The organism is Streptomyces sp. NBC_01707, from assembly GCF_041438805.1.
Lineage (GTDB): Bacteria > Actinomycetota > Actinomycetes > Streptomycetales > Streptomycetaceae > Streptomyces.
On the sequence record NZ_CP109190.1, the window covers coordinates 6,962,655 to 6,977,384 of the forward strand.

The 14,730-nt window shown below is 70.3% G+C and carries 16 protein-coding genes; 6 read left to right on the plus strand and 10 right to left on the minus strand.

Annotation, left to right across the window (positions count from 1 at the left end; translation table 11 throughout):
* The first annotated feature begins 72 nt into the window (after nucleotides 1-72).
* Nucleotides 73-1,071, plus strand: coding sequence for a small ribosomal subunit Rsm22 family protein (locus OG963_RS31205; protein WP_093929569.1), 999 nt, complete (start codon nucleotides 73-75; stop codon nucleotides 1,069-1,071).
* A gap of 16 nt (nucleotides 1,072-1,087) precedes the next feature.
* On the opposite strand, the gene ddaH is transcribed toward OG963_RS31205, so the two are convergent.
* Nucleotides 1,088-1,945 (minus strand): dimethylargininase, encoded by an 858-nt coding sequence (gene ddaH / locus OG963_RS31210; protein ID WP_371126408.1) that lies wholly within the window; start codon nucleotides 1,943-1,945, stop codon nucleotides 1,088-1,090.
* 340 nt (nucleotides 1,946-2,285) lie between these two features.
* Here ddaH and OG963_RS31215 point away from each other — a divergent pair, with 340 nt between their 5' ends.
* Complete coding sequence (locus OG963_RS31215; protein ID WP_093774725.1) at nucleotides 2,286-3,032, plus strand: bifunctional DNA primase/polymerase; 747 nt, start codon at nucleotides 2,286-2,288, stop codon at nucleotides 3,030-3,032.
* A 139-nt stretch (nucleotides 3,033-3,171) separates the two neighbouring features.
* On the opposite strand, the gene OG963_RS31220 is transcribed toward OG963_RS31215, so the two are convergent.
* The 4 genes from OG963_RS31220 to efeO are packed head-to-tail and all read right to left on the minus strand — an operon-like array spanning nucleotide 3,172 to nucleotide 7,505.
* Nucleotides 3,172-4,107 carry a hypothetical protein gene (locus OG963_RS31220; protein WP_256223473.1) on the minus strand — a complete coding sequence of 312 codons (936 nt, stop codon included), beginning with the start codon at nucleotides 4,105-4,107 and terminating at the stop codon, nucleotides 3,172-3,174.
* Nucleotides 4,040-5,011, minus strand: coding sequence for an iron uptake transporter permease EfeU (efeU, locus tag OG963_RS31225; RefSeq protein WP_030926142.1), 972 nt, complete (start codon nucleotides 5,009-5,011; stop codon nucleotides 4,040-4,042). Before efeU ends, OG963_RS31220 begins: the two co-directional genes overlap by 68 nt.
* Before the next feature lie 32 nt (nucleotides 5,012-5,043).
* Nucleotides 5,044-6,348, minus strand: coding sequence for an iron uptake transporter deferrochelatase/peroxidase subunit (gene efeB, locus OG963_RS31230; protein ID WP_319324856.1), 1,305 nt, complete (start codon nucleotides 6,346-6,348; stop codon nucleotides 5,044-5,046).
* Between the two features lie 20 nt (nucleotides 6,349-6,368).
* On the minus strand, nucleotides 6,369-7,505 hold the full coding sequence (gene efeO / locus OG963_RS31235) for an iron uptake system protein EfeO (RefSeq protein WP_030926146.1): 1,137 nt from the start codon (nucleotides 7,503-7,505) through the stop codon (nucleotides 6,369-6,371).
* A gap of 312 nt (nucleotides 7,506-7,817) precedes the next feature.
* Between efeO and OG963_RS31240 the strand changes: the two genes are divergently transcribed.
* Nucleotides 7,818-8,504, plus strand: a complete 687-nt coding sequence (locus OG963_RS31240) for a PhzF family phenazine biosynthesis protein (protein ID WP_093774731.1) — start codon at nucleotides 7,818-7,820, stop codon at nucleotides 8,502-8,504.
* Between the two features lie 107 nt (nucleotides 8,505-8,611).
* Here the strand turns inward: OG963_RS31240 and OG963_RS31245 are convergent, their stop codons facing one another.
* Together OG963_RS31245 and map are read right to left on the minus strand one after the other, a co-directional pair.
* Nucleotides 8,612-9,277, minus strand: a complete 666-nt coding sequence (locus tag OG963_RS31245; RefSeq protein ID WP_093774733.1) for a heme oxygenase (biliverdin-producing) — start codon at nucleotides 9,275-9,277, stop codon at nucleotides 8,612-8,614.
* 202 nt (nucleotides 9,278-9,479) lie between these two features.
* The gene (gene map, locus OG963_RS31250; protein ID WP_093774735.1) at nucleotides 9,480-10,337 is read right to left on the minus strand and encodes a type I methionyl aminopeptidase; all 858 of its coding nucleotides are present in this window, start codon (nucleotides 10,335-10,337) and stop codon (nucleotides 9,480-9,482) included.
* A gap of 58 nt (nucleotides 10,338-10,395) precedes the next feature.
* Between map and OG963_RS31255 the strand changes: the two genes are divergently transcribed.
* The gene (locus OG963_RS31255; RefSeq protein ID WP_176902222.1) at nucleotides 10,396-10,626 is read left to right on the plus strand and encodes a hypothetical protein; all 231 of its coding nucleotides are present in this window, start codon (nucleotides 10,396-10,398) and stop codon (nucleotides 10,624-10,626) included.
* A 53-nt stretch (nucleotides 10,627-10,679) separates the two neighbouring features.
* Here the strand turns inward: OG963_RS31255 and OG963_RS31260 are convergent, their stop codons facing one another.
* Nucleotides 10,680-11,972: an MFS transporter gene (locus OG963_RS31260; RefSeq protein WP_030926155.1), complete on the minus strand. Its 1,293-nt coding sequence runs from the start codon at nucleotides 11,970-11,972 to the stop codon at nucleotides 10,680-10,682.
* Nucleotides 11,973-12,036: 64 nt separating this feature from the next.
* Nucleotides 12,037-12,639, minus strand: coding sequence for a hypothetical protein (locus OG963_RS31265; RefSeq protein ID WP_030926157.1), 603 nt, complete (start codon nucleotides 12,637-12,639; stop codon nucleotides 12,037-12,039).
* Between the two features lie 139 nt (nucleotides 12,640-12,778).
* On the opposite strand from OG963_RS31265, the gene npdG reads away from it, so the two are divergent.
* Together npdG and OG963_RS31275 are read left to right on the plus strand one after the other, a co-directional pair.
* Nucleotides 12,779-13,489 (plus strand): NADPH-dependent F420 reductase, encoded by a 711-nt coding sequence (npdG, locus tag OG963_RS31270; RefSeq protein ID WP_093774739.1) that lies wholly within the window; start codon nucleotides 12,779-12,781, stop codon nucleotides 13,487-13,489.
* Between the two features lie 99 nt (nucleotides 13,490-13,588).
* Nucleotides 13,589-13,765 carry a hypothetical protein gene (locus OG963_RS31275; RefSeq protein WP_176902223.1) on the plus strand — a complete coding sequence of 59 codons (177 nt, stop codon included), beginning with the start codon at nucleotides 13,589-13,591 and terminating at the stop codon, nucleotides 13,763-13,765.
* Between the two features lie 16 nt (nucleotides 13,766-13,781).
* On the opposite strand, the gene OG963_RS31280 is transcribed toward OG963_RS31275, so the two are convergent.
* Nucleotides 13,782-14,576 (minus strand): site-2 protease family protein, encoded by a 795-nt coding sequence (locus tag OG963_RS31280; RefSeq protein ID WP_030926161.1) that lies wholly within the window; start codon nucleotides 14,574-14,576, stop codon nucleotides 13,782-13,784.
* Between the last annotated feature and the right edge of the window lie 154 nt (nucleotides 14,577-14,730).

Below are 14,730 nucleotides of genomic sequence, written 5' to 3' on the forward strand. Positions count from 1 at the left end.
GGGCGACGGTGTGCCGGACGGGACGTGCACCGGCCGGAGAACGGCCGGTCGTGTCCGCCTACAATTTTTTCGGTGAACGTCACCCTCTCCACCGCGGCAGGCCTGCGCACGGCGCTGGCCGGACTACTCGACGGACTGCCGCCCAAGCAGGCCGCCCAGGCCGTCGACCGGCTTATCGCCAATTACCGGGGGACCACCCCGACCGATGCCCCGGTGCTCCGCGACCGCTCGGACGTCGCCGCGTACGCCGCGTACCGGATGCCCGCGACCTTCGAAGCGGTACGGTCCGCCCTCGCCGCCCTGCGCGAGGCCGCTCCGGAGTGGGTACCCGCCACCCACACCGACATCGGCGGCGGCACCGGCGCGGCGAGCTGGGCCGTCGCCGGGGCCTGGGAGGGGCACCGGACGACCGTCCTCGACTGGGCCGAGCCCGCCCTCGTCCTCGGCCGGGAACTGGCCGGGGCCTCCGGTGTCGAGGCCCTGCGCGCCGCCGACTGGCGGCGGGCCCGGATCGGTGCGGGCCTGGAGCTCGACCCCACGGACCTGGTGACCGTCAGCTACGTACTGGGGGAGCTGACGGCGGCCGCCCGCACCGCCCTCGTCGACACGGCCGCGGCCGCCGCACAGGCCGTCGTGATCGTCGAACCCGGTACCCCCGACGGATACGCCCGCATCATCGAGGCCCGCGACCGGCTGATCGCCGCCGGGCTGACGGTCGCCGCGCCGTGCCCGCACAGCGAGGCGTGCCCCATCGAGCCGGGCACCGACTGGTGCCACTTCTCCGCCCGGGTCAGCCGCTCCTCGCTGCACCGTCAGGTGAAGGGCGGATCGCTGCCGTACGAGGACGAGAAGTTCAGCTATGTCGTGGCGACCCGCTTCGCCGCCGAGCCCGTAGCCGCCCGGGTCACCCGTAAGCCGCAGATCCGCAAGGGGCAGGTGTTGCTGGACCTCTGCACCCGCGACGAGGCACTCAAGCGCTCCACGGTCACCAAGCGGCACGGCGAGCTGTACCGGGCCGCCCGGGACACCGCGTGGGGCGACGCCTGGCCGCCCCCCGGTGACGACGCCTGAGGGTCTCCTTCCCGGATCAGGCCGGAGGAGGGACCTGACCGCGCAGCTCCTGGGTGCAGCACTTCACGCTGCCGCCGCCCTTGAGCAGCTCGCTCAGGTCCATCGGGACCGGTTCGAAACCGCGTGCCCGCAGCGGGTCGAAGAGGCCCGCGGCACCCTGGGGCACCAGCACGTGGAGGCCGTCGCTGACCGCGTTCAGCCCGAGCGCGGCGGCGTCGGCCTCCTCGGCTGTCAACGCGTCGGGGAAGAGTCGCCTCAGCACGGAGCGGCTGCCCGGCGAGAAGGCGCCCGGGTAGTACATGATCTCGTCGCCCGCCTCGTCGAGTACACACAGTGCCGTGTCCAGGTGGTAGTAGCGCGGGTCCACCAGATCGAGCCCGATCACCGGCCGTCCGAAGAACTCCTGCGCCTCGCCGTGCGAGAGCGGACTGGACCGGAAGCCGCGCCCGGCCAGCAGGTACGACGAGGTGACCGCGAAATCGCCCTCGCCCTCGTTGACGTGGGCCGGCTCGTGGATCTCGGTGAAGCCGTGGCCCCGGAACCAGTCCCGGTGCGCCTCGGCCTCGGGGTACCGCTCCTGGTACGCGAACCGGGCGCCCAGCACCCGGCCGTCCACGACGGTGGCTCCGTTGGCGGCGAAGACCATGTCGGGCAGGTCGGGACGCGGGGTGAGCAGCTCGACGGTGTGGCCGAGCGCCCGGTAGCGGTCGCGCAGGTCCTCCCACTGCGCCTGGGCCAGCTGCAGATCGACCGGCTTGCTCGGGTCCATCCACGGGTTGATGGAGTACGTGACCTCGAAATGGGTCGGGGCGCACATCAGATAGCGGCGCGGAGTCGCTTCACGAAGCGATGAGGGTGTGGCTTCACGAGGCAATGGGGGCTCCTCACGGACAGCAGGGGTGGCCTGCGGACAGTCGGGGCTCGCACGGGTCCGTGCGTGAGCCCATGGTGCGCCGTCCGGGGCGACCGCGCAGTGAACCGATCGGGTGGTTGTACAGGCGGCTCGGTAACGACTACGGAGAGGCGTCGAGGTGCTACGACCCGTCCCGCTCCGCCGACGGACACTGCTCAGCCACACCTGCCATTTCAGTCGAATTACTGGCATAGTGCCCAGCTCGGTGCGCCGGTCCGCGTACCCCGCTTGAGAACTCTGGCCACCCGAGGCGCAGGATGGTGGGACCATAGGCAGGGGCAACGCTGAGGTAAGGGGATTGATGGGCGCCGATTTCGGCCGTTCTCGCGGCACGGAGAGCAAGTTTTCCCAATGGCTTCGCCGACGACCCAAATCGCAGCACAGCGAGGTCGACGACACCGCCCGGGAGGCGCTGCTCCTGGCTGTCGCCGAAGCCGGAATGCCCATCTCGCCGGCCGCCCACCCGGTCGGCTACCGATGTTCGTGCGAACGCATCGGCTGTCCCACCCCCGCCCGGCACCCCATCTCGTTCGCCTGGCAGACGCAGTCCACCACCGACCGTGCCCAGATCGAGCGCTGGGCCCGCAGTCAGCCGCAGGCCAACTTCATCACCGCGACCGGCATGATCCATGACGTTCTCGACGTGCCGTTGACCGCGGGCAAGCAGGCTCTGGAGCGGCTCCTCGCCGCGGACATCGACGTCGGCCCGGTGGCCGTATCCGGCGACGACCGGATGCTCTTCTTCACCGCCACCCGCGGCACCCCCGAGGACGAGGACGAGTGGTGGCCCTGCGAGCTGGACTGCCATCCCGAGACCATGGACGAGCATCCGGGGATGCGCTGGCACTGCCGCGGAAGCTACGTACTCCTGCCGCCCGCCATGCTCCCCGGTGAACTGGACGTGCACTGGGTCCGCGGCCCGGAGAACCCGCTGCCGGACCCGCTGACGCTGCTGGAGACGCTCACCGACGCCTGCGCGCAGTACGCCGACACGGCGGACCAGAGTGATCTCGACCACGACTCGGTGGCCTGGCCGCTCAGCCGCTGAGATCCCCCGCGGCGGAAGAACGGGCGAGCGACGCGGCGTCTCGCGAACCCTGCGCCGCGGCACATCGGGAACCCTGCGCCGCGAGCAGCGGAGGACGGCCCCTGGCGGCAGGGGACGCCGCCAGGCGGCGCAATCGCGCCTACGAGCCCTTCGCCGCCGTGAGCCCCGGCAGCCGGTTCAGCACGATCACCTTGGCGCGGTTCCCGGCGCCCTTCTTCGGGACGTACACCAGCTGGCTGGAGACCCGCTCCTTGGTGAGGGTGGTCTTCACCTCGCCGGTCAGCAGCGCCTGTACATCCGCGTTGACCGGCGGTCGCAGTCCCTTGGCGGCGGTCTGCTGCTCGAAGTGCTTGCTGCTGAAGAAGACCAGCGCCCCGCCGTCCTCCGTCTCCAGGCCGAGCGGACCGAACGTACCGCCGTCCAGCGGCTGGTCGATGAACTGGAAGGAGAAGCCCGCCCGTCGGCTGTTCCTGCGCTCGACCCGCCAGGCCGAGGTGGCGACCCCGGGGGCGAACACGTCCGGCGTGCCCTTCTGCAGGTACTGCGTGTACGACGTGCTCAAGTCCTCCGGCGCCACGGCCAGTTCCGCACTGTCCGCGGTGACCGGCCGGGCCCGCCCGTCGCCGTCCTTCGCGAACGCGGGCAGCTCGGACGGCGTCACGACCGCGAGATACGACGCCTTCCAGACGGCGTCGGGACCGGTCCGGACGAAGACGATCAGCCAGCTGGTGTCCTGCTTCCCGCTGTCCTGGTCGCGGTTGGAGTCGGTGATCGCGAGGAACCAGCGCGGCCAGCCGGCCTTCTTCGGGATGAGATACGTGGCGTCGGTCAGCTCCAGCGGCCGGTGGTTCGCGTTGCCGTCGGGGTTGTTCTTCTGCCGCGCCCGCAGACCGGCCTGGTTGATCGCTCCGAGCGCACCGGTGACCCGGTCCGCGTCCAGCGCGGGGTCGTAGGCCTTGTCCGCCGCGTTGTACGCGGTGGTGAAGTCCGAAAGGGCCTTCGCGGCCTCAGACTTCGTCGCCGCCGGCACGATCTCCAGCTCGCCGTGCACCGTCACGCACCCGCTCGCCGTCATGCTCAGCACCATCGCTGTCGCGAGCCCCGTCGCCAGCCGAATCGGCCTCAGACTTCTCATCCGTTGCTTTCTGCGCCTTCTGATCCGTCGCCCCCACTGACCGTCCGAACCCTACCGGGGCGAGGAACAGCGCGAGAGTGGGGATCAGATACAGCGCCCACACCGTGACCTGAAGAACGGTCGGATCGGGCTGGAAGTTGAAGGTGCCCTTCAGGAGCGTGCCGTACCAGCTGTCCGGCGGGATCGTGGCGCTGATGTCGAACGCCCGGTTCTGCAGACCGCCGAGGAACTCGGCCTCCTGCAGGTCGTGGACGCCGTACGCGAGCACGCCCGCCGCGACGACCACCAGCATGCCGCCGGTCCAGGTGAAGAACTTCGCCAGGTTGATCCTCAGCGCACCGCGGTAGAACAGCCAGCCCAGCACCACGGCCGTGGCGATCCCGAGCAGCGCACCGATCATCGGGTGCCAGCCGTCGTCCGCGGCATGCACCGCACGCCAGACGAACAGCGAGGTCTCGAGCCCCTCCCGGCCGACGGCGAGCAGTGCCGTGGCGACCAGCGCGCCGGTGCCCATCGCGAGCGCCGCGTCGAGCTTGCCGTGCAGCTCCGCCTTCAGATGCCGCGCGGTGCGCCGCATCCAGAACACCATCCAGGTGACCAGGCCGACCGAGACGATCGACAGCGAACCGCCCAGCGCCTCCTGTGCCTTGAACGTCATCTCCTGCGAGCCGAATTCGAGACCCGCGCCGAACGCCAGGCTGACGACGACCGCGATGGAGACCCCGAGCCAGATCGGCAGCAGCTTGCTCCGGTTGCCGGTCTTCACCAGATAGGCGACGAGGATGCAGACGACCAGGCTGGCCTCAAGGCCTTCGCGCAGGCCGATCAGGAAGTTGCTGAACACGTTTCGGTTCTCCTTTTTCGCTTCGAGTCCCGTTACGAGAACAGCGCCCGGCCCCACCAGTCGTCCTTGGAGCGGACGCCCGGCGGGACGGCGAAGTGCGCCGAACCCACGTGCTGGATGTACTCGTTGAGTGCGTCGTGTGCCGCGAGGCGGCGCTGCAGCGGAATGAACGCCTTGCGGACATCGCGCTGGTAGGCCAGGAAGAACAGCCCGGCGTCGAGCCGGCCCAGGCCGTCCGTGCCGTCCGTGAAGGAGTAGCCGCGGCGCAGGATCTTCGCACCGTCGTTGCTGTCCGGGTGGGCGAGCCGCACATGGGCGGTCGGCAGCATCGCCTTCAGGAACGGCTCGTCGCGCTCCTTCGCCTTGCCGACCGGGGCACCCTCGCCCTTGTCCCGGCCGAAGACGTCCTCCTGCTCCTGGAGTCCGGTCCGGTCCCAGGTCTCGATGTGCATACGGATGCGCCGGGCCACCAGGTACGAACCGCCGGTCATCCAGCCGGCGTCGTCCTTCTCGCCGACCCACACGTGCTTGTCGAGGGCCGCGGTGTCGGTGCCGGAGATGTTCCGGGTGCCGTCCTTGAAGCCCATCATGTTGCGTGGAGTCTGGGCGTCGGGCGTCGTCGACGACGTCTTGCCGAAGCCCAGTTGGGACCAGCGGATCGCGGTGCGGCCCATGCCGATCCTGGCGAGGTTGCGGATGGCGTGCACCGCGACCTGCGGGTCGTCCGCGCACGCCTGGACGCACAGGTCGCCGCCGCTGCGGGCCGCGTCGAGATTGTCGCCGGGGAACTTCGGCAGATCGACGAGCGCCTCCGGGCGCCGGTCCTCGAGGCCGAACCTCCCCTTGGCGAACAGGGAGGGACCGAAGCCGATGGTCAGGGTGAGCCGGGACGGCTTGAGCCCCAGCGCCTCGCCGGTGTCGTCCGGTGGTGCTTCGGCGAGACCGCCGTACGCCCCGTCGCCGACCGCGTGACCGTCCGTCATGCGCTCGGCCGCCCGCGTCCACTCCTTGAGCAGCGCGATCAGCTCGGCCCGGTCCTTCGTCGTCACGTCGAACGCGGCGAAGTGCAGCCTGTCCTGGACGGCGGTGGCGATACCGGCCTGGTGCACACCGTGGAACGGCACCGCGGCACCGCTGTCCGCGGCCGGCACGGCGTCGTTCTCCGTACGCACCGCGGCGACCGCGCCACCGGCCGCGACCGCGCCGAGTGCCAGCCCGGCACCGCCCCAGCCGAGCAGTGCACGGCGCGACGGGGCGCGGCCCCCGGTGGTGTCCGGCTCGGCGGCGCCCGCGTCGGCGACGTCCGTCCCGGCGGTGTTCTGGCTCTCCTCGGACATGACCGGTGCCTCCCCGTCCGTTACTTCGTCACTGCGGCGGCGAGCTGCGACAGCGGCTCGGCCAGCGCGTTGACGGCGTCCGACAGCTCCTTGCGGTCCGCCTTGCCGACCTTGTCGTAGGAGGTGAACTCGTAGGAGCTCTTGTCCTCGCGGTACTTGTCCAGCAGCGTGTTCAGCGCCGCGAACTGCTTGTCCAGGGTGGCGGTCAGTGCCGCGTCGTTCTTCGAGGCGATCGGCTTCAGGAGGTCGTACGACTTCTGCGCGCCCTCGACGTTGGCCTTGAAGTCGATCAGGTCGGTGTGGCTGTAGCGCTCCTCCTCACCGGTCACCTTGCCGGTGGCGACCTCGTCGAGGAGCTCCTTGGCGCCGTTGGCCATCGAGGTCGGGGTGATCTCCGCCTTGCCGACCCGCTTCTGCCAGTCGACCAGGTCCTTGTAGAGGACCGGGGCGAGGGCCTTCTCCTCGGCGCCGAGCTTCTTGTCCTGCCACAGCGCCTTCTCCAGGCGGTGCCAGCCGGTCCACTTCTGGCCGTCCTCCAGGCCGTCCGCGCGGACGTCGACCTTCGGGTCGATGTCACCGAACGACTCGGCGACCGGCTCGGTGCGCTCCCAGCCGATGCGGGAGTCGGCGTACGCCTTCTTCGCGGCCTCGATGTCGCCCGCGGCGACGGCGTCCGTGAAGACCTTGACCTTCGGCAGCGTCTCGTCGGCCTGCGCCTGCACATAGGTGCGGTAGCCGGCGACGGCCTTGTCCATCTCGGGGCTGCGCTTGACCGCGGTGCCGCCGGTGACCTCGATCTTCTGCCGGAAGCCGGCACCCTTCATGCCGGGCTTGCAGACGACGTCGTACGAACCGGCCTTGACCTCGGCGGTGATGGTGCCCTTGGTGCCGGGGCCGATGTTCTCGCGCTCGGCGACGATCCGGTCGTCCGGGAAGAGGACGTAGACCTCGGTGACCTTGGATCCCTTGTTCTCCACGGCGAGCGCGATGTGACCGGCAGGGAGCTTCTTCTTCGACACCGCGCAGGAGTCGTCCTTCGCGGTGACCTTCACCGCGCCGTCACCCTTGCCGTCGCTCTTCTCGGCGCAGCCCGTGACGGCGGTCAGAGCCGCCGCGGTGGCGACAGCGGTGACGACGGAGAATCGAACGGCTCGCATACGGGCTCCACGAAGGCTGAAGAGGATGAACAGGGCCGCAAAGGGCGGGTGAGGCGGACCTAACTTAACCGAGGCTTACCTCACCGGTACCCACCGGTGCAGTGATTCAGCTCTCACCTGGGGTGCCGGAGAACGGGGCGATCACAGACGGCCCATGGGATCCCCAAGGAACGGTCAAGAGATCGCCAACCGACTCTCGGCGGTGCGAACTCGGGGCGCCTCGGTGCCGGTGGCCGCCGCCGCGGCCCCGTCGCCGTACCGTCCGATCCGCCCCTGCGGCACCACCGGGCCGCACGATGCTTGAATGCGCACGTGAGTGACTACGGCGTACCCGCGGGAATTGACGTACTGCACGTGTTCTGCGGCCCGGACGGACAGCACGGCAACGCTCTCGGGGTCGTACGCGACGGGCGTACGTACCCCGACGAGGCGTCCCGGCAGGCGCTCGCCGGGCAGCTCGGTTTCAGCGAGACCGTGTTCGTCGACGATCCCGAGCGCGGGCACGTCGACATCTACACGCCGGGACTCCGGCTGCCCTTCGCCGGGCATCCGCTCGTGGGCGCCGCCTGGCTGCTCGACCTGGAGATCCTGGAGCTGCCGGTCGGCGACGTCTACGCCCGCCAGGACGGCGAGTTCACCTGGATCGCGGCCCGCCCCGAGTGGGTTCCGGCGCGCACGCTGGAGCAGTACGCATCCGTGGCCGAGGTCGAGGCGCTGACCGGACCTCCTCCGGGGGAGGGCTGGTTGTACGTATGGGCATGGGAGGACGAGGCGGCGGGACGGGTGAGGGCGAGGGCCTTCCCGCGGCGCATCGACGGGATCGTCGAGGACGAGGCGACGGGTGCGGCGGCGCTGCTGCTGAGCGCGCAACTGGGCCGCGCCCTCAACATCACACAAGGGCGTGGCTCCCAGATCCTCACCGCACCCGCGCCGGACGGCGCGGTGGAGATCGGGGGCCGCGTCCTGCTGGCACGGGCAAGCGTGTCGTCGGTGTCGTGACGTCGGACGGGTGAATCGAGGCCCGTCCGGTGATCGAGGGCGGAGCGCACGGGTGACCGGGTCCACCGCCGGAACCCGGTCGTCCCGCCCTCCGCACCCCGTGGGGCCTACGCGCTGCGGGGGAACGCCTCGCCCAGCTCCCGGAACACCGCCGTGTTCAGCGCGAACGCGTTCCTGCACTCGTCGACGATCCGCTTCTTCTCCAGCTCGTCCGCGTCCACCGCGTCCAGCAGCTCGCGGTAACCCCGTTTGAACGAGGCGGGGTTGGCTATCCCCTCGAAGACGTAGAACCGGACGCCGTCGCCCTTGCGTGCGAAGCCCCAGGTCTTCTCCGCCCTGTCGCGGATGATCTGGCCGCCGGAGAGATCCCCGAGATAACGGGTGTAGTGGTGCGCGACGTACCCGGCCGACCAGCGGCGCGCGCACTCGGTGACCCGATCGGCGTACGCGGCCGTCGCGGGCAGTGGCTCCAGGCCCCTGCGCCAGTCCGCACCGCGAAGATGCGCCAGGTCGCGTTCCAGCTCCGCGGTGCGCATCAGCTCCGGCTGTATGAACGGACCGGCGACCGGGTCGGTGCGCAGAGCCTCCGCGCCTTCCTCCAGCGCCCGGTAGACGAACCACAGCTGCTCGGTGTAGCGCGTGTACGCAACCACTCCGAGCCGCCCGCCCAGCAGGTCGCTCATGAAGGTCGAGGTCTCCGCCTCGGTGTGCTGCTCGTGCGACGCCGTGCGGATCAGTGTCGAGAAGGGCGTGGTGGCGGCTGTTGCGTCCAAGGCGGGCCTCCGGGGACCGAGGAGGGAGGGAAGTCCGGAAGAAGACGGAAAAGCCGACAGCAACTGCGCTCGGCAGCCGCTGTCGACATCTCCGATCCTCTTACTTAGGCTTACCTAAGTCAACAGCTTCCCGACGGTCCGTCGGTAAAACGATACGCCCGGTTCCGCCCGTTCGCCGGGGTTGCGGATCGCGTACGAAGGGTCAGGGAAGGGTCAGGATCTCGGCGCCCGTCTCCGTCACCACCAGCGTGTGCTCGAACTGGGCGGTGCGCTTGCGGTCCTTCGTCACCACGGTCCAGCCGTCGTCCCACATGTCGTACTGGTGTGTCCCGAGCGTCAGCATCGGCTCGATGGTGAACGTCATGCCGGGCTGCATCACGGTGGTCGCGTGCGGGCTGTCGTAGTGCGGAATGATCAGGCCGGAGTGGAACGACGAATTGATCCCGTGCCCGGTGAAGTCCCGGACCACGCCGTACCCGAAGCGCTTGGCGTACGACTCGATGACCCGCCCGATCACATTGATCTGGCGCCCGGGGCGGACCGCCTTGACGGCACGGCTCAGCGACTCCTCGGTGCGCTCCACGAGCAGCCGGGACTCCTCGTCCACATCGCCGCAGAGATAGGTGGCGTTGTTGTCGCCGTGCACACCGTTGATGTACGCGGTGACGTCGAGGTTCACGATGTCGCCGTCGCGCAGCACCGTGGAGTCCGGGATGCCGTGGCAGATGACCTCGTTGAGCGACGAGCAGAGCGACTTGGGGAAGCCGCGGTAGCCGAGTGTCGACGGATAGGCGCCGTGATCACACATGAACTCGTGGGCGACGCGGTCGAGTTCGTCCGTCGTCACGCCCGGAGCGATGTGCTTCGCGGCCTCGGCCATCGCCTGTGCGGCGATCCGGCCGGCGATGCGCATGCGCTCGACGGTGTCGGCGTCCTGGATTTCCGGGCCGGTGTACGGCGCAGGAGCCGGCTTGCCCACGTACTCGGGGCGCCGGATATTTCCCGGTACGGAACGGATGGGAGTGATCTCCCCTGGTACGAGCAGCGACTGGCCAGACATGTCAGCGAGTCTAACCAGCGAGCTTGGGGCAGCATGGCTCCGAGGAAAGGAGCCGATGATGGCCCTGTTCAAGAAGCGCACGGTCGGCAAGCCGGGCGAGTGGTACTACTGCCTGGTGCACCAGAAGGTCGAGGAAGGCCCCGAGTGCCCCGCGAAGGACCGGTTCGGCCCCTACACCTCCCGTGAGGAGGCGCAGCACGCCATGGACACGGCGAAGGAGCGGAATCTGGAGTGGGAGACCGATCCCAAGTGGCACGACAACGCCACGCCTCCGGAGACCGACGCGTAGGGTTCCGGCCCGTCCGGCAGCTGCCCCGGGGCTCCGGCCCCGGACCCTGCTCCTCACACGCCGGAGGGGCTGGACTGCCGGCGCCGCACCGCGTCCGCGTCCGTCTCGGAGTCGTACGTGAGGAGCTTCGGCAGCGCCGCAGCCAGCAGCGCGACCGAGGCCACGCACGCCACCCCGCCCGTCCAGATCGCGGACCGGGTGCCCGTCCAGCCCGCCATGGCGCCCGCCCGCACCTGGCCCAGCTGCGGCCCCACGCTGTACGAGAGCACCTCGATGCCCGCCAGCCGGCCGCGCAGCTCCTCCGGGATGGTCTGGTTCCAGATCGTGGAGCGGCCCAGACCGCTGAGCATGTCGCCCGCGCCCGCCACCGCCAGGCAGACCAGCACCAGCCACACATTGCTGAACCACCCGGCCGCCGCGATCGCCAGCCCCCAGGCCGCCGCCCCGAACACCACGAACAGCCCGTGCCGCCGCACCCGTGACGTCCAGCCGCTGGTCAGGCCCAGCACCAGCGATCCGACCGACCCCGCCGCGTACATCAACCCCAGTGACCACTCGGCGTCCAGCTCGTCCGCCAGGAACGGGAAGATCGTGTTCGGGAAGGCGAAGAACATCGCCGCCAGGTCGATCGCGTACGTCCCCAGCAGCACCGGCCGGCTCCAGGCGTATCTCGCCCCCTCGGCGATGCCGCGCAGCGACGGCTTCCGTGCGTGTTCGGCGGGCGGTGCGGGCGCCAGCCGCAGACAGAGGAGCACGGAGACGGTGAACGTGACCACGGTGACCGTGTACGCCGTGGCGTGCCCCGCATAGGCCACCACCAGACCCGCCACCGCCGGGCCGGTGATCGCGCCGAACTGCCAGCGCAGCGAGTTCAGCGCGGCGGCCGCGGTGAGCTGGTCGTGGGGCACGATCCGGGCGATCAGGGAGTCCAGCGCGGGCCGCTGGAGTCCGGCGAGCGCGGACACGCCGCCCGCGACGAGATAGAGAGGCCAGAGCATCGGGTCGGGCATCGCGGCATTCACCAGGAGGACGAGCGCGAGCAGCCCCAGCCCCGCCTCGGTGCCCAGGATCACCTTGCGGCGGTCCGCGGAGTCGGCGAGCGCCCCGCCGTACAGACCGAAGACGACCAGCGGCACCAGCTCCACCGCGCCCATGGCGCCGACGGCGAGCGGCGAACCGGTGAGCTCCTTGATCTGGAGCGGCAGCGCGATCAGTGCCATGAAGCTGCCGAAGTAGGTGACCAGGCCCTGGACCCACAGCAGCCGGAAATCGGCCGAGGAACGCCAGGGCGAGAGATCGGGCAGGAGCGCGGAGAGCCTGGCGGGCAGGGTGGTGGCAGAGGTCACGAGGGGTCATGGTCCGGCGTCGTACGTGCCCTCTGCAACCGGTTTTACGGCGGCCTCGTCCTCGTCACCAGCGCGCGGGCGGCGGCGCGGTCAGCTGGTCGGCGAGCCGGGACAGCCGGTCCCGGAAGCGATGGCGGCCGCGCGGTGCGGGGACGCTGTTCTCCCCGGCCGCCGCGCTCACCAGATGCTGCACGGTGTCCAGGTCCACATCGTCGCGGCAGGTCACCGCGAGGGTCTCATGGGCGAGCCCCCGTACCTCCGGATCGCCGTCGTCCAGCGACAGCACCGTCGCTCCCGCCCGGCGCGCGTCGTGCACCCGTTCCAGCAGCTCGTCCCCGGGCCGCTCCGGAGCCACCAGGAACAGCGTCTCGCCCCGCCCGGCGGCCTCGATCCGGCCCAGACCGACGGCCAGATGCGCCGGATCCCCCGGCTCCACCCGGTGCCGTACGAGCGTGGGCGTCAGCTCCGGCAGCCCGGACCAGGTGGACTCGTCGACCAGATGGGCGGCCAGGTGCCACGGCTCGTACGCCGCTGTGCCCACCAGAAGCAGCCCGCCGCCGTGCGGAACCACGGACGACCGGAGGGCCCCCGCGAACCGGCGGGCCGCGGCGGGCCACTCGGTCCCGGCGAGCACTTCACGGAGCAGGGCGACGCGTACGGCATCCATGGCCCGGCATCATGCCGCAGGACCCGCCACCCGCACCGGCGAACGGCACCGAACCATTCGAACGGGGGCAGGCGCAGTGACGGATGTCGCTGGCGTGACACGCTGCGTTCCCCTCCATGGCGCGCAGTAGTGTCGGGCCATGACTACGAATGACAACGGCAGCGCGCCCAAGCCCCCCGCCAAGGACCCCTGGGACCTCCCCGACGTGTCGGCGCTGACCGTCGGCGTGCTCGGCGGCACCGGCCCGCAGGGCCGCGGTCTCGCCTACCGGCTCGCGCGCGCCGGGCAGAAGGTCATCATCGGCTCCCGTGCAGCCGACCGCGCCCGGACCGCCGCCGGCGAGCTGGGACTCGGCGTCGAGGGCGCCGACAACGCCGAGTGCGCCCGCCGCAGCGACGTGGTGATCGTCGCCGTGCCGTGGGACGGCCACGCCAAAACCCTGGAGTCGCTGCGCGACGAGCTCGCCGGGAAGCTCGTCATCGACTGCGTCAACCCGCTCGGCTTCGACAAGCAGGGCGCGTACGCCCTGAAGCCCGAGGAGGGCAGCGCCGCCGAGCAGGCCGCCGCCCTGCTGCCCGGTTCCCGGGTCACCGCTGCCTTCCACCACCTCTCGGCGGTGCTGCTCCAGGACGAGGCGATCGAGGAGATCGACACCGATGTGCTGGTGCTGGGCGAGGCCCGTGCCGACACCGATCTCGTGCAGGCGCTCGCCGGCCGGATCCCCGGCATGCGCGGAATCTTCGCGGGCCGGCTGCGCAACGCCCACCAGGTCGAGTCGCTGGTGGCCAACCTGATCTCGGTCAACCGCCGCTACAAGGCGCACGCCGGGCTGCGGGCCACGGACGTCTGAGCCCGGAGGGTGCCCACGGCCGCACCCTGCGGAGAGCGGAACGGGGCATGAGGGACACTGGACGGGACCATGCGCCGTCCCGGACAGGAGCTGCCCCCCATGCCCCGCCTCGCTCTCTACGCCCTCGCCGTCTGCGTCCTGGCCGTCGGTGCGGCCGTGATCTCCTTCGTCCAGGGCACCTGGCTCGGGATCATCTGGGTGCTGCTGGCCGGACTCTCCTCCAACATGGCGTGGTACTACCTGCGCAAGCACCGCGCAGAGGCCGCCGCCGGATGACCGCGGCCGGACACCCCTAACCGACGCCGCAGGACGGATTCGACTGCTGCCAGAACTGGTAGGCGTCGAAGCCGCAGTACGTGTCGGACTCGCTGACGCCCAGCGACTGCAACAGGCCGTGGATCGCATCGAAGAAGACGGTGTTCACCTCGGGGATCCACAGCAGCCCGAACACCGCGAACAGGCCGAACACCGCGAACGGCTCCACCTGGCGGCGGATCCTGTACGACAGCCACGGCTCGATCACCCCGTACCCGTCCAGCCCCGGGACCGGCAGAAGGTTCAGGATCGACGCGGTGACCTGGAGCAGCGCCAGGAACGCCAGCGCGTACCGGAACCCCAACGGGACACCGTCCAGCGCGTGCAGCCAGAACGGCGCCGTGCAGACGACCGCGAACAGTACGTTCGTCAGGGGGCCCGCCGCCGAGATCAGACTGTGCTTCCAGCGGCCGCTGATCCGGCCCCGCTCGATGAAGACCGCGCCACCGGGCAGCCCGATCCCGCCCAGGATCACGAACAGCACCGGCAGCACGATGCTCAGCAGCGCATGGGTGTACTTGAGGGGATTCAGCGTCAGATAGCCCTTCGCCCCGATCGAGATGTCCCCGCTGTGCAGTGCGGTGCGCGCGTGCGCGTACTCGTGCAGACAGAGCGAGACGACCCAGGCCGCCGTGACGAAGAGGAAGATCGCAAGCCCCGGCAACTCGGCGAAGTCCGTCCACACCGCCCAGCCGGAGACCGCCATGACGGCGGCGATCCCGAGGAAGATGGGACTGATCCGCCGGTCGCTGCGGGCAACTGCGGTGGTCATCAGCGGACTCCAAGTGGCTGGGCGGCAGAAGAGGGAGCGCGTCACGTGCCGGACGAGTCCCGACCGTACAGGCGACACGACGGAAACGACTCGCATCCGGGTGGTGGTTCCGGACAGGGTGGACACATGACGAGCGATACCGCGGAACCGCTGG

Coding starts and splice junctions, on each gene's coding strand:
- OG963_RS31215 (WP_093774725.1), top strand. CDS start 2,286: ATGGGCGCCGATTTCGGCCGTTCTCGCGGCACGGAGAGCAAGTTTTCC.
- OG963_RS31280 (WP_030926161.1), bottom strand. CDS start 14,576: ATGACCACCGCAGTTGCCCGCAGCGACCGGCGGATCAGTCCCATCTTC.
- OG963_RS31275 (WP_176902223.1), top strand. CDS start 13,589: ATGCCCCGCCTCGCTCTCTACGCCCTCGCCGTCTGCGTCCTGGCCGTC.
- OG963_RS31220 (WP_256223473.1), bottom strand. CDS start 4,107: ATGACGGCGAGCGGGTGCGTGACGGTGCACGGCGAGCTGGAGATCGTG.
- efeB (WP_319324856.1), bottom strand. CDS start 6,348: ATGTCCGAGGAGAGCCAGAACACCGCCGGGACGGACGTCGCCGACGCG.
- npdG (WP_093774739.1), top strand. CDS start 12,779: ATGACTACGAATGACAACGGCAGCGCGCCCAAGCCCCCCGCCAAGGAC.
- efeO (WP_030926146.1), bottom strand. CDS start 7,505: ATGCGAGCCGTTCGATTCTCCGTCGTCACCGCTGTCGCCACCGCGGCG.
- OG963_RS31255 (WP_176902222.1), top strand. CDS start 10,396: ATGGCCCTGTTCAAGAAGCGCACGGTCGGCAAGCCGGGCGAGTGGTAC.
- map (WP_093774735.1), bottom strand. CDS start 10,337: ATGTCTGGCCAGTCGCTGCTCGTACCAGGGGAGATCACTCCCATCCGT.
- OG963_RS31265 (WP_030926157.1), bottom strand. CDS start 12,639: ATGGATGCCGTACGCGTCGCCCTGCTCCGTGAAGTGCTCGCCGGGACC.